The sequence below is a fragment of the Vibrio sp. BS-M-Sm-2 genome (assembly GCF_041504345.1).
In the GTDB taxonomy this organism is placed as follows: domain Bacteria; phylum Pseudomonadota; class Gammaproteobacteria; order Enterobacterales; family Vibrionaceae; genus Vibrio; species Vibrio satsumensis.
The window spans coordinates 218,370-242,281 of the sequence record NZ_CP167895.1 but is presented as its reverse complement, the minus strand read 5'-3'; the positions used below and the strand labels follow the sequence as shown (position 1 = coordinate 242,281).

Sequence of the window (23,912 nt, the reverse complement as noted above, 5' to 3'; positions counted from 1 at the left end):
AGGTGCGAGCCTTGGTTTTGATAATCCCCCTAAATAGAAAATGATTATTACGTATTTGTAATAATGAGTGTATTCAGAGGAGTTCAGAAAGGAGGGTTAGTTACTCAGAAAATCTAAGGACACAGTAAACAGGAACTATGTAGGCAAGACATTTATTAGAAACAAATGGGGCGTAAGCTTTCCGCCTATTTTCTCGTTGTAGACTCAAACATGCTTTTATCTCTTACGCCCTCAGTGATGCTGTCACTCGCTATTATGCTTGAAGTTGTCGCCACTTCTCTATTACCTAAAACACAACAGTTTACTTCTCTACCCGCCACTGCCGCAGTGCTAGTCGGTTATGGCTGTGCCTTTTATCTGTTGTCTCTCACGGTGCAAACCATGTCTTTGGGTGTGGCGTATGCGATTTGGTGTGGGGCAGGGATTGTATTAGTCGCAGCATTGTCTTGGCTGGTCTACGGGCAAAAACTCGATATCTTCGCGATCATCGGTATCGCTTTGATTCTGGCAGGTGTTGTGATTATTAACTTGTTTTCGACGTCGGTGAGTCATTAGGGGAGCTAGTTGTGTTATGCGTGAGGGGGACACAACTTTGTGACTCGTTATGTACGCAACACAGGAGTTTCAGCTACTGAACTTGTTAAGTTTAACCCTCAAGAACTTATTCCTAGTTAACTTATCAATAGTCGAGTTGGTTGATTCTCGACTGTTACATCCCTGCCCGTTTATTTGACAGATTGAATACTCTACACAATTTAGCGACGAGCCTTTCCCGACTAGAATTCACTCAAACGCAGTAAATATGCAACATATGCAACAATAAGCAATTCACTCGATTGACTTTCTTCTAACTTATTGATTTTATAAAAAGTCACAAAGAGAAGGTCGCATTATTTTATTACTTGCTATTTAAAGGTCGCTATAGCGACTTTGCTACTACTTGTCATAGATTTTGTGGAAATCACAAGTTACACACATAAATAATAATTATTACTTATACAACAGAGTCAGAGATGCGAATTTTAATTTTCTTAATAGTTTCTATTAGCTTGGCTGGGTGCACTCAAGATCGACATCAAGAAGATATTGAAGCAAAAAAAGCTGCATACTTTCAACAGGCAGAGCAAGGGGACGCTCATGGTCAATTTAATCTAGGCGTTATGTATGAAGACGGAAAAGGTGTATCTCAGGACGATACACAAGCAGTGTCTTGGTATAGAAAGGCCGCAGAGCAAGGGCATGCAAGAGCTCAAACCAATTTAGGACGGATGTACAAAAAAGGCAGAGGTGTTTCCCAAGATTATGAAGAGGCGGTGTCTTGGTATAAAAAGGCAGCTGAGCAGGGGGAGGCGAGCGCTCAAAACAATTTAGGATGGATGTACGACGAAGGCCGAGGTGTCTCTCAAGATGATAAAGAGGCGGTGTCTTGGTATAGAAAGGCCGCTGAGCAGGGGTACGCTAGAGCTCAAACCAATTTAGGATGGATGTACGAAAATGGCCGAGGTGTCTCTCAAGATGACAAAGAGGCGGTGTCTTGGTATAGAAAGGCCGCTGAACAGGGGTATGTAAGAGCTCAAACTAACTTAGGATGGATGTACGAAAAAGGCATCGGTGTTTCCTTAGATAACAAAGAAGCGGTGTCTTGGTATAGAAAGGCCGCTGAGCAAGGACATGCGAGAGCTCAAAACAATCTAGGCGTTATGTACGAAGAAGGCCGAGGTGTTTCTCAGGACTATAAAGAAGCGGTATCTTGGTATAGAAAGGCCGCTGAGCAGGGGAACGCGACAGCTCAAAACAATCTTGGCGTTATGTACGAAAAAGGCCGAGGTGTATCTCAAAATGACAAAGAGGCGGTGTCTTGGTATAGAAAGGCCGCTGAGCAGGGTGATGCGAGCGCCCAAAACAATCTAGGCATTATGTACGACGAAGGCACAGGCGTTTCTCAAGGTGATAAAGAGGCGGTGTCTTGGTATAGACAGGCCGCAGAGCAAGGGTATGCGAGAGCTCAAACCAATTTAGGATGGATGTACGCCGATGGCACAGGTGTTTCTCAAGATTATAAAGAGGCGGTATCTTGGTATCAAAAGGCGGCAGCGCAGGGGTATGCAAGAGCTCAAACCAAGTTAGGATGGATGTACGTCGAGGGCACAGGTGTTTCTCAAGATGATAAAGAGGCGGTGTTGTGGTTTAGAAAGGCCGCTGAGCAAGGGCATGCGCTAGCTCAAAACAATCTAGGTGCTATGTACGCAGAAGGCCGAGGTGTTTCTCAAAATTATGAAGAAGCGGTGTATTGGTATAGAAAGGCCGCAGAGCGAGGACACGCGCTAGCTCAAAACAATCTAGGCACCATGTACGCAGAAGGCCGAGGTGTTTCTCAAAATTATGAAGAAGCGGTGTCTTGGTATAGAAAAGCCATTGAGCAGGGTGCTATGGATGCTCAATATAATCTTGGATTGTCTTACGAACGAGGTGTGGGTGTAATTCAAGATTATGAAGAAGCGGTGTTGTGGTTTAGAAAGGCCGCTGAGCAAGGGCATGCGCTAGCTCAAAACAATCTAGGCAGCATGTACGTAGAAGGTCGAGGTATCTCTCAAAATTATGAAGAAGCAGTATCTTGGTATAGAAAAGCCACTGAGCAAGGACTTGCGCTAGCTCAAAACAATCTAGGCGTTATGCACGAAAAAGGCCTAGGTGTTTCTCAGGACTATAAAGAAGCGGTGTCTTGGTATAAAAAGGCTGTCGAGCAAGGATATGCGCTAGCTCAAAACAATCTAGGCGTTATGTACGGAGAAGGCCGAGGTGTTTCCCGAGATGATAAAGAAGCGGTGTTTTGGTATAAAAAGGCCGCTGAGCAGGGGGTTGTAGATGCTCAACATAACCTTGGAATGTCTTACGAGCAAGGTGCGGGTGTTTCTCAAGACGATAAAGAAGCGGTGTATTGGTATGAAAAGGCTGCAGAGCAGGGGCATGCGAGATCTCAAAACCATTTAGGGTGGATGTACGATGAAGGCATCGGTGTTTCTCAAGATGATAAAGAGGCGGTGTCTTGGTACGGAAAGGCCGCTAAGCAAGGACTTGCGACAGCTCAAAACAATCTAGGCGTTATGTACGCAGAAGGTCGAGGTGTTTCTCAGGACTATAAAGAGGCGGTGTCTTGGTATAGAAAGGCCATGGAGCAGGGTGATGTAGATGCTCAAAACAATCTAGGTGTTATGTACGCAAAGGGCACCGGTGTTTCTCGAGATGAAAAAAGCGGTGTCTTTGTACACAAAGGCAGCTCAGCAAGGACTTGCGACAGCTCAATACAATCTTGGATCAATGTACGCAGAAGGTAAAGGTGTGGCTAAAAACGATAAAACATCTTACATGTGGTTAAAATTAGCTCAATATAATGGCAAGGAAGGGATGCAAAACGACTTCGATATAATGACTAAAAGAATGACATTAATCGATGTCAATGAGGCGAAAAAAAGAGCTAAAATATGTTTGGAATCTGATTACATTCGATGTGATTAAATACAACCTTCATGCAACGTCAATAGTTGATTGAACTTAACTGCACTTAATCCGCACCGAGATTTAGACATATGACAGGCTCCCGATAGGGAGCCGTTTTTACACTACAAAGTCAATTCGAAGGGTGAATTTCTTCTAGCTCCACCGCTAAAGGCTTTTTACTCAATAATAGTGGTTTGAGCGGAACCGCATTTAGTCGGCATCTAAACCAACCTTTTATTAGTGCGATTTTACGCATCGCTCTCGCTCTCCAATACTCACTTTTTCATACCTTAGTTATCCACGAATTGCTAATTTAGAGTAAGCCCTGAGACACTTTTGTCCAAAAACGAGTTTGTCTACCCTTCCTCACACCCCAACACAGCCACAAACGCATTCAAATACTGCTCTATAGTCAGATCTGCAGAAACAGGTGGTAGCTCTACGGTAATACACGGTAGGTTTCTTTCTTGGCACCAGGTGCCGAAAGAGCCTGGGGTTTCGTAATCCACGTCTTCAACGAGCGGCAAGTTGAACTGTTTGCCTAGCCAAATGGCGAGTTCGGATTGAGCTGGGTCGTCGACCATGGCAAGTGGTTCGTGGAAAGAGATGACGAATTTAGGTTTGCGCTGCTCAATGAGGTTGATGAGCGACTGTACTTCCGGTTCAAGTTGGTCGGCTTGTCCTGTTTTCACTTTTACATCTCTGACTGGTGTGTGAGAGCTCCAGCGGTAAACGGTGCCGCCTTCTGTCCAGTTTTTCGTCGGGAATGCGCGGTTCAAATCGACTTGGTTAGCGTTGGCGCGTGTGCCTAACTGATTACCATCTGGGTTCATCGACAAGATCACATCGTGTCGCAAGTTGGCGGCTGGCAGGCTTCTTAGCGCACAAGACAAGCCTGCGATAGACGCGGTTTCATCACCGTGTGTGCCTGCTATGATTAGACCTTGAGATTCGTTTTCAACTTGCGCGGGGAAATAGAGCAAGGGTGCGCCCAATACCGACTTTCCATATGGCAGCGGCTTTATTGAAAATGCAGCTCTTTCCGTTCTTGGAATTAAACTCACCTTTATCTCCTGACTGATCAAGTACTATCAAGTATTAACGATTACAAAAACTACTTAGATAAACGAAAGCATTAAAACTCGTCAACCGTCGCATTGTTAATTTTATTACTTTGCTTCAAAGATAGGCTAGGAGAGCAAAAAAACATGGATTTTAAGAAACATTCAACGGCTTTACTCATTTCATCTTTATTGACCCCTTTTATCTCAGTGACTGCCGTTGCTGACACATTGCCTGCCGGAACTTCTCTGGCGAAAGAGCAACATTTGGTACGTGCTAATGATGCAGAAGCTGCGACACTCGATCCGGCAAAGGCAGAAGGCTTGCCTGAAATGCACATTCTACGTGACCTGTTTGAAGGTTTAGTGATCCAAGATCGCGATGGCAACATCACTCCAGGTGTCGCGGAATCTTGGGAAACCGAAGACAACCAGACGTTTGTATTCCACCTGCGTAAAGATGCTAAATGGTCGAATGGCGATCCGGTGACCGCCGATGATTTCGTGTACGCGATAAGACGCGCGGTCGACCCGAAACTGGCATCGCCAAATGTGTGGTATCTAAAGCTCACCAAAATCAACAATATTGCTGATGTGGCAGAAGGTAAGAAGCCGATTGAAGAGCTAGGCGTGTCGGCTGTTGATAAACACACAGTTCGTTTTGAGCTAGACAGCCAAGTACCTTATTTTGTGGCGATGACAGGCCACACATCCATGATGCCAGTGCATAAAGCAGCCCTAGAAAGTAGCGACAAGCCGTGGAGCGATCCTAAGCAATTTGTTGGGAATGGTGCATTTGTGCTAGACGAGTGGGTGGTGAACGAGCGCATTGAACTGAAGAAGAACCCAAAATACTGGGACAGCTCAGATACCCACTTAACCGAAGTAACTTATATTCCGTTTGAGAATCAGAATGCCTCAATTAACCGTTATGCCGTGGGCGAGGTCGATATCACTTCTGACGTACCAACACATATGGCGCAACAGCTGAAAACAAAGTATCAAGACGCTTATACCGCCGTCCCTCTACTGTGTACTTATTACTACGCATTCAATACCACACGACCTCCGTTTGATGACGCGAGAGTGCGTAAAGCGGTGTCTTACTCAATGATGCGTGATGTGATTACCAATGGCGTCACTCAGGTGGGTAACTTGCCGGCTTATACCTTTGCTCATGAATATACAGCAGGCTTTGATGCGACTCAGCCTGAATACAGCACATGGACTCAAAAGGAACGTGACCAAAAAGCAAAAGAGCTGCTGAAAGATGCGGGCTACGATGCTTCTAACTCATTGGACTTCAAATTGCTCTACAACACCAGTGAGTCGAACAAGTCGATTGCAGTGGCCATCGCTTCAATGCTCAAAGGCAACCTAGGCGCGCAAGTTGAACTTGAAAACCAAGAGTGGAAGTCTTACCTAGTATCACGTCGCCAAGGTGACTTCGATGTGATGCGTGCTTCTTGGTGCGGCGATTACAATGAAGCGTCGACCTTCTTGAGCTTATTGCGTTCTGAGTCTTCGGGTAACTTTGCGCGTTACAACAACGACAAGTACGACGCTGCAATGGACAGCGCACTGTCAGCAACTAATGAGCAAGATCGCCAAGGATTCTATGATCAAGCGGAGCAGTTACTGGCTGAAGATATGCCTATCGCGCCAATCTACTACTACATGCAGGCTCGCCTAGTGCGACCAAGTGTTGGTGGCTTTGCGAAGAACAACGTTGAAGGGCGCATCTATTCTAAGGACCTCTACATCAAAGAATAGATAGGCTAAATGCGAGTTCAGGCCTAACGCATAGATATAAGAGATAGAAGAAAAGGGACGTTGAACATAAATATATGATTAACGTCCCTTTATTATTTCCATATTTGTAATGAATCTAATTATGGGCGATTTAAATTGTCGATAAATGAACAATTGAGCTTGAAGTTGATACTAATCCCTATTATTTGTAATTTTATCATTGATACCTGAGATAAGGTTATTGATATTTATGATGTTTGTTTTTCTTGATAATAAATAAATCCCTATTTATCGAGCTCTATATGCCTATTTTTCTATTTGTGTTTAAGTTGATATCGATCAATTGAAATAAACTCATTCATTCCTACGCTTAATTGTATAAACAGATCAATGGAAGTTAGGAGAGTAACAATGAAGTACTCAATAATTACACTATCAACCGTGGCTGTACTTACGATCATTCCAGTCAGTGCTGTTCACGCAAAAGATAAGATACTAGAGAGCAGTAAGCTTACCTCAAATATAGTTATCGATGGCAACGTTGATGCCGTTTGGGAGCAAGCTAAACCACTGACACAGAAGGTGAACAAATTACCGTATAAACCAAATAATGGCTATGAAGGCATTAAAAAAACCAGTGTGGAAATGAAGTCGATGTATGACAGTGAATACATTTACTTCTTGTTTACTTATGCCGACCCGACCAAAAGTATTGACCGCTTTCCTTGGGTTAAACAAGAGGATGGGTCATGGAAGCAGTTGAAAAATAAAGATGATACTGGGCACGACAATACTTACTACGAAGATAAATTTGCGGTCTATTGGGACATCAATGCTGAAGGCTTTTCTGAGAAAGGGTGTAATGCTGCATGTCACAGAGCTAAAAAGGGTAAAAACGCAGGGCGTGATGATAAGAACCCAGCACGTAAATACACCAAGCAGGAAGGCGAGTTTATTGATATGTGGCACTGGAAAGGTGTGAGAACCGCGGTACATAATCAGCTCGATGACCAATATGTTGATAGTAATACCGATCCAAAACAAAACAAAGGTTGGGGACGTAAAGGAGACAGCAAAACGGGGGGGACTACGTTAATAACGTAAAAGACGGCCAGCCAGCCTATGTATCAGATAACTTAACCAATGAAACATTACTTATTTTAGACTCAGAGAAGAAGCCGTTTACAACTGACTACAATAAGTTAGACCGAATTCCAGGGCTAACAGGTAAGCCATTTACCGGTTCCCGTGGTGATATCGAAGTCGGTGCAATTTGGAAAGCGGGTGTTTGGACTCTGGAAATGAAGCGTAAGCTTGTAACTACGGGTGAAAATGCAGAAACGCAAGATGTGCAATTTAACGATTTGAGCCAATCATATCCATTTGGTGTTGCGGTTTTTGATAACTCTCAAATTAATCACATATACCATCGTGGTGTGTTAAACCTTGAGTTTAAATAAGTATAACACTCGTAACTAACTGAAATGATTTGTGTCGAAATAATCGGCTCAAATCATTTCTTCACAGAAGAGTACTATTATGGTCAAAACAGTTACTCAATATGTTTCTTATTTATTTGTGTTGACCACGTTGAGTATATTCTTTATGCCGCTATCGCTCTGTTCTGAGTCAACAGTTCAGGATTCCGCTTCCCATAATGTAAAACCGTTTTCTAGCCAAATTACCAATGAAGCGGAAATGCAGATTTTAGTAAAGGAAAATAAGCGTTGTATACGGTGCCATCAAAAAAAGCGTCTGCTTAAAAATATTGATGCCATCGCTTCTGTAGGAGCACATGCCAGTACCGAGTTTTACAACAACTGCACAGCTTGTCATGGCAGAAAAGGTTCTCACCCCAAAGATTCTGATGTGGTGAGTGTTATTCCATTCGATGATCATATCGACTTGCCAATTTTCGAGCAGAACCAAAAGTGTATCGCCTGTCATTCTCCTGAAAGCTTGAGGGTCAGTGAGTGGACTCACGATGTACATGCCACCCAATTGACATGTTCCAATTGTCATAATTTACATCGCGATTCAGACCCGATTATCGGTATCAGTAAGAAGTTTCGCATTGGGTTATGTGCAACCTGCCATCAAGCTATTCTGCGTGAGAAAGAGTTTAAGTCGCATCAGTAAGAAGGAGCCAGTTTTATGAGTACGACTAAATATTTAATTGGTGTGTTACTTGCTGGAGTATGCGCACTGGTGGTCGCTGAGGATTTACCTAATCCAGATGAGCATAATCTTGCGAATATTCACCTAAAGGATGAAACATGTGCGGGGCAGTGCCATCTAGACGAAGAGCCTTCTGACGATCTTGAGTTTGAATATAACAACTGCGTGGAGTGTCATGATGATTTTGGTCACCTCGAAGGGAGTCAGCATAATCTAAAGCACAAAGAGAGCGAAGAGATGGAGTGCGTTGAGTGTCATCTTCCCCATGAAGAATTTGATCCTAAGGACACTTGTACCGATTGTCATGATGAAGAAGACGAAGAATTATCAAACTTTTATTCAGTTAGGCTAGAGCGCTATTTAAACATGTCTAGCCTTGATATTGAGCCGTAAATGACGGAAATTTTGATCTGGTAAAAATAAAAACCCCCATTCGCTGACAAAACGAATGGGGATTTTAGTTACTAGGGGGTAGTTACTTTATCAATAGTGAGCAATCACTAATTTATTGATTCTTTATTTAGATAGCCTTTAGTTTTAGATCGCCACCATAGTCGCAGCTTTCTTCATCGCTTCCTTAGTTGAACACTCAATCACGTTCGCGTTAGCAAAGCGGTGAGCGTCTTTCACTTGAATATCGTGAGCTAAGATAACCAGTCTTGCGTTAGCCACATCTAGGTCGGTGATGCGGTTCTGAATACCGTTTTGACCTTGAGTTTCTACCTTAATCTTTAGGCCTGCTGCTAAGCCTGCTTTTTCCAGTGCTTTCGCCGCCATGAAGGTGTGTGCAACACCAGAAGGGCAACATGTTACTGCTACGATGTCGTACTCGCCTTCGCCTGCTACAGGCGCTGTTTGAGCTTGTACTGGCGCTTCAGTCATGTCCTCATCTGTTTCAACCGCTACAGGTTTCCAGAAACCAACGATAACCGCTGTTGTCAGTGAACCTAGCGCAATACCGACGACGTACATTGGAATGTTGCTTGATACTGGCGCAGTGATTAGGCCGCCCCACGGTGCGTGCAGTAGAACGTCTGTCATGAAGCCGAACACACAGCCAACGATACCACCGGCAACGATTGAAGGAAGTACGCGCATTGGGTCGTTCGCTGCGAACGGGATAGCGCCTTCAGAGATACCGATAGAACCCATGATTGCAGCCGCTTTACCTGCTTCTTGTTCTTGTTTAGAGAACTTGTTTTTGAATAGGAACGTTGCCAGTGCCATGCCTAGAGGTGGAGTACAAATCGCGATGCCTACACCGCCCATTAGCCATGGTTGTGTGTCCACTTGCGTTTGAGCGAATAGGGTTGCCACTTTGTTGATTGGACCGCCCATATCGAACGCCGTCATACCGCCAAGGATAGTGCCTAGAACCATCTTAGATGCGCCAGCCATTGAAGCTAGGAACTCGTTCATTGAAGACATGAACAGTTTGATTGGCTCACCGATGCCCCACAGTACGATACCTGCAGAGATTAACGTGCCTAGAAGCGGGTAGATGAAGTAAGCACCTAGCGCCGTCATGTTTGCAGAAAGCGGGATCTTCTTAAGTTGGAACACCACGCCACCGGCGATAAAGCCAGCCACGATACAGCCAAGGAAGCCGCCGCCCATATCAGCCATGATGCCAGAAGAGATCATCGCTGGCGCTAGTGCTGGTTTATCTGCAATTGAGTAACCAATAAAGCCGCCAAGAATGATTGGGAAAAGAACAAGGCCCTTGATACCGATATTAGAGATGTCTGCCAGTAAGCCGTCTGCAGGTACAGCACCTTTGCCTGATGCCATGACCGCTAAGGCCAATAGAACACCACCGGCTACGATGAAAGGCAGCATGTGTGAGGTTCCGAAAAGCAGGTGGCCTTTCATGGTACTAAGGATTTTTTTAAAGTCGCTACTACTGTTTTTATTATTGGTATTCGTAGCTTGAGTTGTTAGGGTGCTCATAATTTTCTACGCCTTATGAATTAATTAAAATATTAAGGATTTGCTGTTCGTCTTTTGCGTTATGGATATCTTGAATAAATTCATCGCTGAATTTTCCAAATAGTTCTTGTAGTACATAAATATGATGGTCAGCACCGTTATCGGGTGAGGCAATCATAAAAAACACGCTTGGGTTAATGCCGTCTTCATCGCCATACTCGATACCTTCACGCTTAACACCAACAGCGATTGCCGGCTCAGTTACCGCCTTACTTTTTGAGTGTGGGTAAGCGATGCCGTCCATTGAGGTGATGCTTTGAGATTCACGAATTTCGATGTCTGCCAAGAAGGCTTCTTTATTACTGATTCGTTTGCTTTCAAATAACATGCCTGCCAATTCTTCAAACAGTTCTTTTTTATTATTCGCTTGAAGGTTGTTATTAATTAAGTTGACGTTAGTTAGCTGTGTGATCATTTATTAACTCATTCACTATTGAAGTTCTTGAATTAAAATTAATGGATTAAGCTGATTCGCGAAATAGCAAATAAAAGCCCTTCACTGTACATTTGTACCAAGCAAAATTAAGTGTGATTTGCATCATTCATCCAGTGTGAGATGGGTCATATTTGATAGTGTATTTCGATGCTGAAATAATTTTCGTTAGGAATAAAAGAGCTGTAGGGACAAAAAAGCTCTAGGAAAACAAAAGCTATAGAAACAAAAATGCCCCGCAAAAGAAGGGCATGGATAGTGTGTGATTAGTGGTGATGGAGCTAGCTGTAAGCGCGCGCTACACGTCCAACGCAGTCCAGTTTGTAACTCTCAGCGTAAGCAGGAATAAACACCGATTGGCCTTTCTCTATCACGCAGGTTTCACCGCATTGGTGAGTGAGCACCATGGATTCGTCGAGTGGCAGTAGGATCTCTGCGCCTTCGGTAGTGATCTTGCGTTGATGTGAGTTTTGCACGATAGAGAACTTAAAATCCTCGACTGGAATTTCGTATTCCATCACATCATCTTGCTCTATCGGGCTTAGCAGTAATCTATCCGCGGGCTTTTCATTAAATCGAGTACAAGAAACCAGTTCATTCACGTCCATGTATTTAGGCGTCAGCCCTGCACGTAACACATTGTCTGAGTTCGCCATGATCTCTAGCCCTGTCCCTTTGATGTAAGCATGGGGAGTCTCGGCATCCAGATACATGGCTTGCCCCGGCTTTAAGGTAATTACGTTCAATAGTAACGGTACAAACAGGCCGACATCACCTGGATATTGATCTTCCAGTTCTGAAATCAATTGGAATACACGTTTATCAGAAAGCTTGGCCTTCATGATCAACATAGTAAGCGCCATTCCTTTTTGCTCGCCCTCTAAAGACAGTAAGCTCGCAAAAAAGCAGGCTAATCCATTGGGAGTTTGATCGCCCGTGAGATCGTTGACCATCGAATGAAGCTCTGGAATATCGAGGTAATGAAAATGCTCGAGGATCTCATTGATTGACCTAAAGCCATTCATCGCCGTGTAGTCGGTTAGGGCATACACCAGTTCTGGTTTGTGGTTGGCATCCTTGTAGTTACGATTGCCAGCTGTCATCGGAATACCTTGCTGCTCTTCTAGAGCATAGCCAGATTCAGCTTGTTGTTTGTTTGGGTGTACTTGTACAGAGAGTGCTTTCTCCGCCGCTAACACCTTGAATAGATATGGCAATTCACCAAAGCGACTTGCCACTTTCTCGCTTAAAAATAGGTTTAGGTTCTTGGAAATCAAGCTCGATAATGTGGTTTGCTGCCCGTTGTCGTTCACCATTGAACAACCATTCGGGTGAGCCCCCATCCAGATCTCCGCTTGCGGCTCACCAGACTGGTTATCTATCCCAAACAGTTGGCTAAACGAAGAAGGGCTACCCCATGCGTAGTTTTGAATCACGTTAGTCATAGGGTAGAAAAAACGTTGTACGAACGAATCGTTCGCTAAAGAAAAATCAGACATCGAAATCACCATGAAGGGAAACATGGCTTGAGCTCTACTCGACCTACTGAAATGTCTGAGTAGAATAGGGGCTCAAGCCATTGGAGTTGAAATGGCTTAAGCCGCTGCTGTTGTTAGCTTGGCTTTACGTAGATTTTTAAGCGCGATACAAGTCACCGCAGTCACACCCGCACCTGATGCCATGCACAGAAGTGCCAGCAATGGGTAGTTCATTGCGCCTAGTAGAGCAACAACCGGACCACCGTGAGCAACGCTGTTGGTGATTCCGAATGAGAACGCCATAACCGCTGCAGTCATTGAACCAAGTACGTTGGCTGGGATTACTGACATAGGGTCTTGAGCCGCGAAAGGAATCGCACCTTCAGAGATACCCACCAAGCCCATCGCACCTGCTGCTTTACCCGCTTCGATTTCAGAAGATTCGAACAGGTCGAACTTACGGCCAAGTCTGGTTGCGATAGCCATGCCTAGTGGAGCCACAGGGATTGCACACGCCATCGCACCCATGAATTGAGTTTGACCACTAGCAATCATGCCAACCGAGAACAGGAACGCGACTTTGTTGAATGGGCCACCCATATCAAAGCCAGCCATACCACCAAGGACAATACCAAGCAGAACCACGTTGCCTGTGCTCATGCTGGTTAGCAGCGCAGTAAGAGCATCCATCAACCCAGCGATTGGCGCGCCGATAACAAAGATGAATAGACCCGCGATGAATAGAGAACCAGTGATCGGAGCGATCATGATAGGCACTAGCGGTTGAACGAATTTGTGGTAGTTAAACGAGGTAATCCACTTAACGAAGTAACCAACCAATAGGCCGGCGATGATCGCGCCAATGAAGCCTGTACCTGCGTCAGCACCATAGAAAGAACCGTTGTTGGCAATCCAACCGCCAATCAAACCTGGAGTTAAGGCAGGGCGGTCTGCAATCGCGTAAGCAATGTAGCCAGCCAAGATTGGAATCATCAGGGTGAACGCAACCACACCCACTTCTAGAATTTGGTTCCACATGCTGCCAGCAGGAATTGCCATACCGGATTCACTTGGCTCGCCACCAATTGCCAATGCTAGGGCAATCAAAAGGCCGCCAGTCACCACGAATGGAATCATGTGTGATACGCCATTCATCAAATAACGATAAAGGTCAGAACGCGCTTGTGATGCTTTCTCTACAACAGATTGATTGGTCGGCGTTTGTTCGGCTTGGTAGCTAGGTGCGTTGAGTGCTTGTTTAATCAAGCCTTGCGCATCTTTGATTGGCGCTTTTACGTTGGTGCTGATAACGCGTTTTCCGGCAAAGCGAGCCATGTCGACCTGTTTGTCACAAGCGACGACAATCGCGTCTGCACGTTCGATCTCGTCTTGAGTAGGGCTGTTTTTAACACCAATAGAACCGTTAGTTTCGACCTTGATGTCGTAACCAAGAGCCGCCGCGCCTTTCTCTAGCGCTTCAGCTGCCAAATAAGTGTGTGCAACGCCGGCTGGGCAGCCTGTCACACCAATGATGAAGCCTTGTTTCCCAACGTTATTTTCCGTTTCTGATGGCTCAGGTTTGCTAAGCAGTAGTTCTAGTGCTTCTTCTTCAGATTGAGCATTCATGAAGCTTTCGATAAAGCCTTCTTCAATCAGTTTTGAAGAAAGCTCTGCCAGTACTTCGATGTGGTGATTATCGCCGCCATCAGGAGAAGCGATCATGAAGAACAGTTTTGATGGCTGACCGTCATCGGCACCGTACTCGATGCCCTGCTTGTGGACGCCAATAACAACCGCGGGTTTGATCACCGCGCTGCTTTTCGCGTGTGGTAGAGCAATGCCTTCTTCAAACCCGGTATTACCTTGCTCTTCACGAGCTTTAATGTCGGCAAGGAACTGTGCTTTGTCTGAAATTCGACCTTGTGCATAAAGCACGTCTATCAGCTCTTTGAATACTTCTTCTTTTGAATCAGCGCTAAGCGAAAGCTTAATCAAATCTTGATTGATCAATGTTGTGATCATAATGAACCCCTACTCTTTTTTATTTTGTTAGGGGTATTCTGGAATCTACAGCTTACCTTCTGTAGTGAAGAAAAAATGCATTTACTGGATGATTGATGCGTTCTAAATGGAGTGTGATTTTGATCGGTTAGTGGTGCGTTTTTCGGTCACTGTTGACAGCGGTTTTGAGGAGCTTAGGCTTTTATTTATAAGGTCTGCAGCGTCTTGGGTTCTCAGGGGGATTACGTGCTATATCAGATTTGTGACTGGAGATTTATTTCCACGACTGGATTTTTGTAACCTAGATCTCAAATTGTGATTTTGCTCAATAGCGCTATGTTTCACTAAAGGGTATATCTATTCCCGTAGCCTTATTGCTGCCCACTAGAGTTCGAATAATGATATTTCATGACTTAATCTCGTCTGTGTTAAATGAGCGAAAACCGTTTCATAACATCTGGTTTGGGGGAGATTTTCACACGCCTTCAGCATTCAGTTATCAGGTGAACTTTCCGCGTTTAGAGCTGGTGCTCGACGGTGAGTATATTAATGAAATGGAGAGTCATGAGCGTAAGGTCACCAATGTTGTTGCGAAAGCGGGGGATGCGATTTTCATCCCGCCTAACTGTTGGAATAAGCCCAATTGGGATACTGATTGTTCGGTGCTGAGCATGTTGTTTGGGCGTCGTCAGCTGGGTTTAAGTTTGGTGAGCAAACGCAAAGGTGAGGAGAGTTTTTATGATATTCAAAAGCACAGTATTCAGACTCGCTCTGGTTTTGCGATTGATAACATTCTAGAAGCGCTCAGCTCACTCGCGAGGGAGAGTAACAAGCAGCCTATGGATGAGTTATTGCTGCAAGCGCTACTTCAATACAGTAAGACGATGTTGGATGCGCCTGTCGAAAAATCTCACAGCCGAGTTCAGGATGTGTATCAGGGGATTTGTATCTACATTCAAGAGAACTTCCACCGCCAAATCACCCGAGACAGCATCGCCTCGCGCTTTAGCATTTCATCGAACCACTTGTCGCGAATGTTCCGTCAACAAGGCCACATGACGCTAGCAGAATACATCACCCGTGTGCGAGTTGACCGCGCTAAGTTCATGCTCAAGAAGTACAACTTCAAGCTCAATGAAGTGTCTGTTCGTTGCGGCTTCAAAGACGTGAACTACTTCTGCCGAGTATTTAAAAACCGAACCGGAAAAACCCCAACTGAATACCGTGGATCTATCTAGTCCAAGCTATTTGATGAATCAAATAAGGCGAGATGAGATGTACATCAACAGGGCTTGTAGATCGACACTGCTGCGGGTCTTCTGTAAACGCTCATTGACCTGATCGTGAAGCAGGTTTCTGGTTAGGTTAGTGGCGGCCACAATGTGCTCTCGTTGCGGCTTGGTTGGAAGCACTAAAGCGATAGCAACGTGTACTTCGCCGATACGTGATGCCCAATCAATCGGGTCGTCACTGACGATGACCGCAATCGAGAGATCTTGAGTCGATTCAAACATCACATGTGGCAGCGCGATCCCCGGTGAAACGCAGGTAGAGGAGCGTTCTTCTCGTTTAATAAACGCCAGAATCAGTTCATCCGGATCTTGTGGATACACTAGATGAGCGAGCCCTTTTAGGCATTCAAATTTAGTCAGTTGGGTTTGAGCTTTAGCATGATGCCAATTGATCTCACAAGATGGACATATCTGCGGCATGCGCTGGATTAGATCCTTGGAGAACTCATGATTCACTTGCGAACCAACCATAGCGTAATGCTCGGCAATCACGTCTTTAAGAACGAAACAGGCCAGCTCTGCATCAATACCCACAGCGGTAATCTGGCACAAATCCCCTCGGAGTAAACCCACTTGTAACATCGCGACAGATTTGGAGAGATCGGCGGTTCGGTTTTGAGTGATGTTGATAATACGGATGGTACTTTTGAATTTTTTAGCCAAGCGGCTAAGTGGCTGCGCGACGTGTGAGTTCGCGGCAGGATCGTCAACGAAGAAGGTAATCTGATATTCATTCATGAAAGGTTTAAGCTCGGCAATGCTTAATAAAAACCTTGTCGACGCTTAACAGCACCTCTTCCATAGGAATGAATAAGGTTTTAGCAGGGTCGAAGCGGCTTGGTTGTTCAATGTCGATATCAGAGACGATCAACACCTTGTCTGCGAGGCTAATGTCCTGTGCAGAGAGTAAGTTTTCAATACCCATAGCGCCTTGTGTTTCAACCTTGATTGAAACGTTGAATTTAGGGGCTGTTTTATTTAATGCATCAGCTGCCATATAGGTGTGCGCAATGCCTGTAGGGCACGCAGTTACCGCTACAATTTTCATTATTATTCTCGGCTTAATCTCGCCACTTTACTCTCTCGTATGGGAAAACCCAGTATAGACCGGGAGCATACAGTAGGGGCGATACGTTTATGGGTTCTGTGGATTTTATGGATTGGCGTTTTTTATTCTAAGGTGGACGTCACACTCTGAGTTCTTGGTTACAATAATCCAGTTAATGCACCTTTCGTCCTATATGATGATCGCTGACACACAGCTAATCTTTTCATCCTATTAACATCGAATTTTAATTTAGGTCGGAAGAACCTAATTACTTCAGTCTGAAATCAGGCGAGGCAGAGTAAAACATGGATATCACTGACATTATCGAGCCCGAGATTATCTGCTTAGATTTGCAAGCAGACTCAAAACAGGCAGTATTTGAAGAGCTAGTCGAGTTACTCGATCGCGCTGGTAAGCTCTCGAATAAAAGTGAATTCCTTGATGATATCTGGAAGCGTGAGGCTATTGGTAATACCGGTTTTGATGATGGTATTGCGATTCCACATGCGAAAAGTACTGCCGTTGCAAAGCCTGCTGTTGCTGTGGGCATCAGCCGAACGGGCATAGATTATGGTGCTGATGGCGGTGAACTGTCTGATGTGTTTTTTATGCTCGCTTCACCTGATAACAACGACGACCATCATATTGAGGTGCTGGCACAGATTTCTACCAAACTGATTGAAGATGGCTTTGTTACAAAATTAAAGGCAGTGGAGTCGGTTGAAGAGGCTCAAGAACTGTTTCTCGAAGTCAATTCTGAATCTTTCGATAGCTACGCTTCTAGCCATCATGAAGTGTACGTTGAGCCGCTCAGCCCTTGGGCGCAGTCTCTCAATCGCCTCAAAGAGCACTTGTTATACGGCACCTCGCATATGATTCCCTTTGTGGTCGCGGGTGGGGTGTTGCTGTCTTTGTCGGTGATGATGTCGGGTCATGGTGCTGTGCCTGAAAGTGGTGTGTTAGCAGACATCGCACAGATGGGGATCGCAGGCTTAACCCTGTTTACTGCCGTTCTAGGCGGCTACATCGCGTACTCAATGGCTGATAAACCCGGTTTAGCTCCCGGCATGATTGGTTCTTGGGTGGCGGTGAATCAATACAATACCGGCTTCCTCGGTGCGATTGTGGTCGGTTTCTTTGCCGGTTTTGTGGTTAACCTACTTAAAAAGATCAAACTGCCAGACAGTATGATCTCGTTGAGCTCTATCTTCATCTATCCACTCGTCGGCACTTTCGTCACTTGTGGCGCGGTGATGTGGGTGATTGGCTCTCCGATAGCTCAAGTAATGCTTGAGATGAACCAAATGCTAACGGGTATGGCAGGTTCTGGAAAAATGGTGCTCGGCAGTATTTTAGGCGCTATGACGGCCTTTGATATGGGTGGCCCAATCAACAAGGTCGCAACGCTGTTTGCTCAAACGCAGGTAAATACCCAGCCTTGGTTGATGGGTGGCGTTGGCATTGCGATTTGTACGCCACCACTGGGCATGGCTCTGGCGACTTTTATATCGCCGAAGAAGTTTAAACGAGACGAACGCGAAGCCGGCAAAGCCGCAGGCATCATGGGAATGATTGGCATCAGTGAAGGTGCGATTCCATTTGCTGCTGCCGATCCTGCACGTGTTCTACCTGCAGTTGTGGCTGGTGGTATTGTCGGTAACGTAGTTGGTTTTATGTTCCATGTGGTAAACCATGCACCATGGGGCGGTTGGATTGTTCTACCTGTTGTGGATGGCAAGATTGGCTATATCATTGGCACACTCGCGGGGGCTCTTACCACGGCTTTAATCGTAATATTGCTGAAAAAGAATGTGGTCGAAGGTGAGGCTCGCTCTAATCAGTTTGCGGGTGGTTCGGTGACCGAAGAAGGGCAAGCGGATGTACTCGCGATCACTTCTTGTCCGTCTGGTGTTGCTCACACTTTCCTAGCGGCTAAGTCTTTGGAAAAGGCGGCACATCATCTCGGGGTTAGAATAAAAGTTGAAACGCAGGGCGCCAGCGGGATAGGCAATCGCATCACACCTAAAGATATTGAAAGGGCGAGGTTGGTGATCTTTGCTCATGACGTGGCGATTAAGGAAGTCGAGCGCTTTGCGAATGTGAAAACCTTAGATGTCAGCACCAAAGAGGCGATGCTTAATGCACAGGCGCTGATCATGAGAAAGGTATAACCCTTAAACACTAAAGTTAATCATCTATAAAGTTAAGTAGATCAAAACTAAAAAGACTCCGCTCTAGCATTTGGCTAACAGTGGAGTCTTTTTGTATGGCTTCTAAAACAAGCTCAGCTTTTAGAAAGGATGATACTTAAATACGTCTTCAACCATTGAGTTAAGTAAATCGATGTCGTCACAGGTTTTCGCGTAGGTACGCAGGCCTGCGATTTGAACCTGAACATGACGAGCTAGTTGAGTCGGTTCACGCTCTTTGTTTATTTCACCAAGATCTTGTGCTTCGGTAATCAGCTTGGCGAATTCACCTTCCATGATCTTCAGTGATTTCTTCGCTTCTTCTAATAACTCGGCGTGCTCATCGGTCAGTTCTGCGACCGTTTTTGCCAGCATACACATGCCGTTTGGCGCACTCTGTTTTGATTCGACAACGGCACGTTTTACGAAGTTTTCCAGCGCTTTGATAGGCGAGTCTGTTTCGCTGCGGAAACTGTTCAGATTGAGGATACCAAGTTCGGTATAGCGAGCCAGCGTCTCTTTAAACAAACCTTCTTTGCTGCCAAAAGTCGCGTAGATGCTACCCGGACGCATATCAATCACGTCTTGCAGATTACGCATAGAAGTCGCATGAAAGCCTTTTTCCCAATACAGGTTCGTTGCTTTATCTACTACATCCTGTCTATCGAATTTCGCGGTCTTGGCCATAACATCTACTTCATTAATCTGAACATATGTTCAATATTTTATGCTGAACGCTCGTTCCAGTAAAGGTATGTTTTGCTCGACTTAATTGCCGGTCTTGCACCTTACTGGTGCATAAGGCGCTTGATTGAATGCAATTTATGACGAGCTTTGACAGCTTCTACGGTGAAATATTTCTCAATGTCTGATGAAGGCTAGTCGTCGACAACTTCGACGGTTTTATGTTGCGCACCGTAATAGGTGCCTTCGTCGATGGTGTACATCAAAGTTGCTTCACATTCAGGGCAGTCGAACTCTTCATTGGGCTCGATGGCTTCCTCTTCTACCCACTCCCATCCAATGTGTTCTTCGCAAGCTGGACAGTCCATAAATACCTCAGGTTATGCTTTTTAGTTGATTGAATTGTTAACTTTTCGGGGCGGCATTATACATAGTTGCTGCTTAATATGTAGTGAGTAATCAGCCGAACCTGAGTGTTTTCCTACCCCTTTAGTATTAATAAAAAGCGTCATTTTTCAGTCACTTGCGTCGGGAATATGTTGTTGCACGGTTTTTGTGTTCGATAAGGTTGCATAGCTAACAGATTTATAAATAAACCAATGAATTTTGTAAGGTTAAATGCTAGCGTTATCGATTGCCGATAACATGGCACGGTAATTGATAAAACTAAATATTATATGATCTTAGTAAAAGTACACCGTTTTAGAAGTGTGTCTAATTACATTACAGATAAAGATTCGTTAGCTGCTAGGAAATAACAATGAAATTAACCGATATGTCTTTTAAGCAAAAAATCATCGCTTTGCTTATTTTACCGATCTTAGGGTTTCTATGGCTGAGTGCTTCTACGATTTCTAAAAGCGTAGAAACGACCAGCGAAATGTCGTCATTAAACCAACTGACTCGTTTGTCGGTTGTGTACAGCGAACTTGTACATGAGCTACAAAAAGAACGCGGTATGACGGCAGGTTTTATCGGCTCACAAGGTACGAAGTTTGTCAGTGAGCTGCGAGCGCAAAGAACAAGTGCGGATAACAGACGCAATCAGAGAGCTGAGTACTGGCAGTCTGCAGAAATCGACTTACCCCAGATCTCCCGTCTGAACACTGAAATCAGCCAAAGCCTAAATCAAATTACGTCTATTCGTAATCGTGTTGATTCTCAGTCGATCCCACTTTCAGAGGCTTTAGGTTACTACACTAAACTGAATGCAAAACTGCTCAGCGTATCGGCTTTAATTGCTGAGTTAAGCTCCGATGCTACCATCACTACGGAAACCATCGCTTATTACAACTTCTTGCAAGGCAAAGAGCGAGCTGGTATCGAGCGTGCTGTCCTAAATAACACTTTTTCTAAAAATGAGTTTGGTCCAGGTATGCTGGTTAAGTTCATCTCTTTGGTGACACAGCAAAACACGTATTTCTCGAACTTTGAAGTTCTGGGTAACCCAGACAACGTTCGCTTCTTTCAACAACAATTAAATGACCGTTCGGTCGCGGAAGTCGAGAAGCTTCGTGATGTGGCTGAATCAAAAATGAGAGGTTTTGATGTAGACCCTGTGTATTGGTTCGCGCAATCAACTGCTCGTATTGTTCAGTTAAAGAAAACGGAGAATCAACTGGCTGAATCACTTATCGCGTTGACTGAAAACAAGGCGAGTGAAGCTCAATCTGCGATGTTTGCAAGTATTGCGGTATTTGTTGCAATTACTTTCTTTGCGACCTTTGTTAGCTTTAAAGTGATTACAGACCTAACGCTCCGAGTAAAAAATCTAACCTCAGTACTTTCTGTTGTTCGTGATGATAATGACCTAACGGTGAGAGCTAAGTATTTAGGAGAGAGTGAGCTAGGGCATATCTCTTCGTCTCTCAACGAAACGTTAGAGAAATTCTCTCAGGTAATAGATAACTTGTCGCAGTCTAGCTTGACACTTGCTTCTGCAGCTGAAGAGACGGCGCAAACTTGCCAATACAACTCCAACACCTTGGTTGAGCAGCAAGACCAAATTGGTTTGATTGCGACAGCAACAGAGGAGCTATCGGCAACGGTGAACGAGGTCGCGGCTAAAACTCAGCAAACAGCAAGCTCAGCTAAATTGGCTAATGAACAATCACAAGCAGGTTTGAGCACGGTTCAGCACTCTTACCAATCGATTGAGATCTTGGCTTCTGAGATTAACGGCCTCGCTGAAAAAATCACTCATCTACACGAAAGTAGCAATAACATTAACAGCGTGATTGATGTGATTAAGTCGGTTGCTGACCAAACCAACTTACTCGCACTAAACGCAGCGATTGAAGCAGCACGTGCTGGTGAACAAGGCCGTGGTTTTGCCGTGGTTGCAGATGAAGTACGTACTTTGGCACAACGTACCCAAGAATCTACCTTGGAGATTGAAGGCTTCATTAGCTCTCTACAATCAGACGTGCAAACCGCGTTTAACGTGATTGATAACAGCAAGAAGATGTCTTCAAGAGCGGTTGAAGACTCACGAGGAGTAGAGCAGACGCTGCAAGATATTTCAGGCGCTGTGAGCGAGATATTCAGTATGACAGAGCAGATTGCGACTGCAACCGAAGAGCAAGCGGTAGTGACTCAAGATATTGCTCAGAACGTTGTGGCAGTCGAACAGAAGTCGACAGAATCTACGACCGGTGCAACGCAAATTGCTGCGACAGCGAAAGAACAAGCTGAATTGGCAACATCGCTGAAAGAGCTCTCGAATACGTTTAAGAGTTAACCTTTTAAAAACAGCCAACGGCGGTTCGATTAGAGCCGCCTTAGAAAAAACTAAAAAGCCCGTGAATCTTAGGATTCACGGGCTTTTTTATCAGCAATGTTTGGGCTAACCCATAAGCTCTACCCCATAAACCAAGAGATAAAAATCAACGCCCCAAAGCCGAATGTTGCCATCAATGCCGTGTCGCCACCGGCTGCGGTATAGCTGCCTTCAGTTTGTAGATGAGGGAAGTCAGGTCTACGAACTTTAACTACCATTGCGAGTGGGCCCCAGATAGCTAGGAACACCAGCACCATACCTGCGTAGTCCAACATGCTTACAAACTGGCTAGCGAACAGCTCGGCTAATACCAAAGGTAAGATGAAGGTTAGAGCATAAGCCAACGCTTTATTGTTGGTGACGGCGTCTTTGTTTTGGTCATACAGCGCCATAGACACGCCAAGGAAAGAGGTCACCAATGCCAGTGCTGAGAACAGAGCAATCACTACTTTTAACCAAGCAGACTGTCCGCTAAACGCAGAGATCAACTCTGAAATGTTGTGGAATTGGCTGATGGCGTCTGTGCCAAGGTTACCGATAATCGCGAACAACCAAGTTAGGTAGCAGATTAGTGGAATCACCGAGCCTAGCAGAATCATATTGCGGATCTGCTTTTGAGTCGCTTCTCGGTTGTAGATAACCAGTGATGGGATCACCACCATAGAGGCAAAACTGGTAAAGATAACCGCACTGTATTGAACGACATCGTTGGCTGTGTAGTTGCTAGTTTGAGTTAGGTAATCCAAACGAATGTTGCTAAATAGAGAAGCAATCACAATAAACAACATGACTACCATCAAGATGAATAGTCCGCGATTCAGTTTGTCGATGTAGGATTTACCCGATACTACAATCACACCCATCAATAGGCTGAAAATGGTATAGGCAACAGATGAAGATATGTCTACGCCAACATCGAGTAGTAGCTTGTGAATGATGTCACCAACACCCAAGATATAAGCGATGAGCATGCATACCAACAGCAGGTAGAAGAGTGCATTGATAAAATGTTTCCCTTTGCTGCCCAAAGTCAGGTAAGCAACACTGCTCATGCCACTGTTGTCTTTGGTTTTGGTGCAGGCTTCTGCGAGTAGCAGTGCTGAGTATGTGGTGCCAATAAAAATTAGCAGCATCAGCACAGAGCTGATCATAAAGCCGAACTGAGCTAAAACCATTGGGATGGCTAACATACCAGCCCCTAATGCAGTTCCCGAAAGGATTAGGGAACTGCCGAATAATTTCATATTCAAGAAAAACAACCTCTAGCTATCCAATTAGTTTTTATTTGGATTGTAAATATTTGTTGCCAAGCCTAACAAATTACTCAGTAAAATTAGGGGTTAATTTCTAATAAATTTTGATTTTTTCTAAAAAAGTTACGAAGAGATTTTTACTTGTTATTGGTGCTCCCTGTATGTATTCGTCTGGTGATTTTATTTAGCGCCTGGTTAACATTTGTTAATTATTGAACGATTTAGAAGTAGATCCACTTAGCTAGTAAAAAGTATGTTTTTTGAATGGTTTGTTTTT

General features: G+C 44.7%; 20 protein-coding genes and 1 pseudogene. 11 read left to right on the top strand and 10 right to left on the bottom strand.

The window, feature by feature from the left end; genetic code table 11:
• The first annotated feature begins 165 nt into the window (after positions 1–165).
• The 3 genes from AB8613_RS17240 to AB8613_RS17230 all read left to right on the top strand — a co-directional run bounded on the left by AB8613_RS17240 (position 166) and on the right by AB8613_RS17230 (position 3,516).
• Positions 166–555 (top strand): multidrug efflux SMR transporter, encoded by a 390-nt coding sequence (locus AB8613_RS17240; RefSeq protein WP_372385333.1) that lies wholly within the window; start codon positions 166–168, stop codon positions 553–555.
• Positions 556–1,013: 458 nt separating this feature from the next.
• Complete coding sequence (locus tag AB8613_RS17235; RefSeq protein ID WP_372385331.1) at positions 1,014–3,335, top strand: tetratricopeptide repeat protein; 2,322 nt, start codon at positions 1,014–1,016, stop codon at positions 3,333–3,335.
• Positions 3,244–3,516, top strand: coding sequence for a tetratricopeptide repeat protein (locus tag AB8613_RS17230; RefSeq protein ID WP_372385330.1), 273 nt, complete (start codon positions 3,244–3,246; stop codon positions 3,514–3,516). Before AB8613_RS17235 ends, AB8613_RS17230 begins: the two co-directional genes overlap by 92 nt.
• A 338-nt stretch (positions 3,517–3,854) precedes the next feature.
• On the opposite strand, the gene mpaA is transcribed toward AB8613_RS17230, so the two are convergent.
• Positions 3,855–4,562 carry a murein tripeptide amidase MpaA gene (gene mpaA / locus AB8613_RS17225; protein ID WP_372385328.1) on the bottom strand — a complete coding sequence of 236 codons (708 nt, stop codon included), beginning with the start codon at positions 4,560–4,562 and terminating at the stop codon, positions 3,855–3,857.
• A 144-nt stretch (positions 4,563–4,706) separates the two neighbouring features.
• Between mpaA and AB8613_RS17220 the strand changes: the two genes are divergently transcribed.
• The 5 genes and pseudogenes from AB8613_RS17220 (at position 4,707) to AB8613_RS17200 (ending at position 8,882) form a co-directional block, all read left to right on the top strand.
• Positions 4,707–6,332, top strand: a complete 1,626-nt coding sequence (locus tag AB8613_RS17220) for an ABC transporter substrate-binding protein (protein ID WP_372385326.1) — start codon at positions 4,707–4,709, stop codon at positions 6,330–6,332.
• A 390-nt stretch (positions 6,333–6,722) separates the two neighbouring features.
• Positions 6,723–7,415, top strand: a complete 693-nt coding sequence (locus AB8613_RS17215; RefSeq protein WP_372385325.1) for an ethylbenzene dehydrogenase-related protein — start codon at positions 6,723–6,725, stop codon at positions 7,413–7,415.
• Positions 7,416–7,459: 44 nt separating this feature from the next.
• Positions 7,460–7,771, top strand: a pseudogene (locus tag AB8613_RS17210) (ethylbenzene dehydrogenase-related protein); the annotation flags it as partial.
• 79 nt (positions 7,772–7,850) lie between these two features.
• Positions 7,851–8,450, top strand: coding sequence for a cytochrome C (locus AB8613_RS17205; RefSeq protein WP_372385324.1), 600 nt, complete (start codon positions 7,851–7,853; stop codon positions 8,448–8,450).
• Between the two features lie 15 nt (positions 8,451–8,465).
• Complete coding sequence (locus tag AB8613_RS17200) at positions 8,466–8,882, top strand: cytochrome c3 family protein (protein WP_372385323.1); 417 nt, start codon at positions 8,466–8,468, stop codon at positions 8,880–8,882.
• Positions 8,883–9,026: 144 nt separating this feature from the next.
• Here the strand turns inward: AB8613_RS17200 and AB8613_RS17195 are convergent, their stop codons facing one another.
• The 4 genes from AB8613_RS17195 to AB8613_RS17180 all read right to left on the bottom strand — a co-directional run bounded on the left by AB8613_RS17195 (position 9,027) and on the right by AB8613_RS17180 (position 14,411).
• Entirely contained in the window at positions 9,027–10,439 is a 1,413-nt protein-coding gene (locus AB8613_RS17195) for a fructose-specific PTS transporter subunit EIIC (protein ID WP_372385322.1), read from the bottom strand.
• A 13-nt stretch (positions 10,440–10,452) separates the two neighbouring features.
• Positions 10,453–10,893 (bottom strand): PTS sugar transporter subunit IIA, encoded by a 441-nt coding sequence (locus AB8613_RS17190; protein WP_372385320.1) that lies wholly within the window; start codon positions 10,891–10,893, stop codon positions 10,453–10,455.
• A 299-nt stretch (positions 10,894–11,192) separates the two neighbouring features.
• Positions 11,193–12,410 (bottom strand): mannose-6-phosphate isomerase, class I, encoded by a 1,218-nt coding sequence (gene manA, locus AB8613_RS17185; protein WP_372385319.1) that lies wholly within the window; start codon positions 12,408–12,410, stop codon positions 11,193–11,195.
• A gap of 96 nt (positions 12,411–12,506) precedes the next feature.
• Positions 12,507–14,411: a fructose-specific PTS transporter subunit EIIC gene (locus AB8613_RS17180; protein WP_372385317.1), complete on the bottom strand. Its 1,905-nt coding sequence runs from the start codon at positions 14,409–14,411 to the stop codon at positions 12,507–12,509.
• 377 nt (positions 14,412–14,788) lie between these two features.
• Between AB8613_RS17180 and AB8613_RS17175 the strand changes: the two genes are divergently transcribed.
• The gene (locus AB8613_RS17175; protein WP_372385316.1) at positions 14,789–15,628 is read left to right on the top strand and encodes a helix-turn-helix transcriptional regulator; all 840 of its coding nucleotides are present in this window, start codon (positions 14,789–14,791) and stop codon (positions 15,626–15,628) included.
• 18 nt (positions 15,629–15,646) lie between these two features.
• Here the strand turns inward: AB8613_RS17175 and AB8613_RS17170 are convergent, their stop codons facing one another.
• Together AB8613_RS17170 and AB8613_RS17165 are read right to left on the bottom strand one after the other, a co-directional pair.
• Positions 15,647–16,420, bottom strand: a complete 774-nt coding sequence (locus tag AB8613_RS17170) for a PTS sugar transporter subunit IIA (protein WP_372385315.1) — start codon at positions 16,418–16,420, stop codon at positions 15,647–15,649.
• A 7-nt stretch (positions 16,421–16,427) separates the two neighbouring features.
• Complete coding sequence (locus AB8613_RS17165; RefSeq protein WP_146490320.1) at positions 16,428–16,730, bottom strand: PTS fructose transporter subunit IIB; 303 nt, start codon at positions 16,728–16,730, stop codon at positions 16,428–16,430.
• Positions 16,731–17,035: 305 nt separating this feature from the next.
• On the opposite strand from AB8613_RS17165, the gene AB8613_RS17160 reads away from it, so the two are divergent.
• Positions 17,036–18,901 carry a fructose-specific PTS transporter subunit EIIC gene (locus AB8613_RS17160; protein ID WP_372385313.1) on the top strand — a complete coding sequence of 622 codons (1,866 nt, stop codon included), beginning with the start codon at positions 17,036–17,038 and terminating at the stop codon, positions 18,899–18,901.
• A gap of 120 nt (positions 18,902–19,021) precedes the next feature.
• Here the strand turns inward: AB8613_RS17160 and AB8613_RS17155 are convergent, their stop codons facing one another.
• Both AB8613_RS17155 and AB8613_RS17150 read right to left on the bottom strand, forming a co-directional pair.
• Positions 19,022–19,606 (bottom strand): TetR/AcrR family transcriptional regulator, encoded by a 585-nt coding sequence (locus AB8613_RS17155; protein WP_327784520.1) that lies wholly within the window; start codon positions 19,604–19,606, stop codon positions 19,022–19,024.
• A gap of 191 nt (positions 19,607–19,797) precedes the next feature.
• Positions 19,798–19,971 carry a hypothetical protein gene (locus AB8613_RS17150; protein WP_186728027.1) on the bottom strand — a complete coding sequence of 58 codons (174 nt, stop codon included), beginning with the start codon at positions 19,969–19,971 and terminating at the stop codon, positions 19,798–19,800.
• Between the two features lie 392 nt (positions 19,972–20,363).
• Here AB8613_RS17150 and AB8613_RS17145 point away from each other — a divergent pair, with 392 nt between their 5' ends.
• Entirely contained in the window at positions 20,364–22,343 is a 1,980-nt protein-coding gene (locus AB8613_RS17145; RefSeq protein ID WP_146490323.1) for a methyl-accepting chemotaxis protein, read from the top strand.
• A gap of 119 nt (positions 22,344–22,462) precedes the next feature.
• Here the strand turns inward: AB8613_RS17145 and AB8613_RS17140 are convergent, their stop codons facing one another.
• Positions 22,463–23,626, bottom strand: coding sequence for an amino acid permease (locus AB8613_RS17140; protein WP_285954846.1), 1,164 nt, complete (start codon positions 23,624–23,626; stop codon positions 22,463–22,465).
• Between the last annotated feature and the right edge of the window lie 286 nt (positions 23,627–23,912).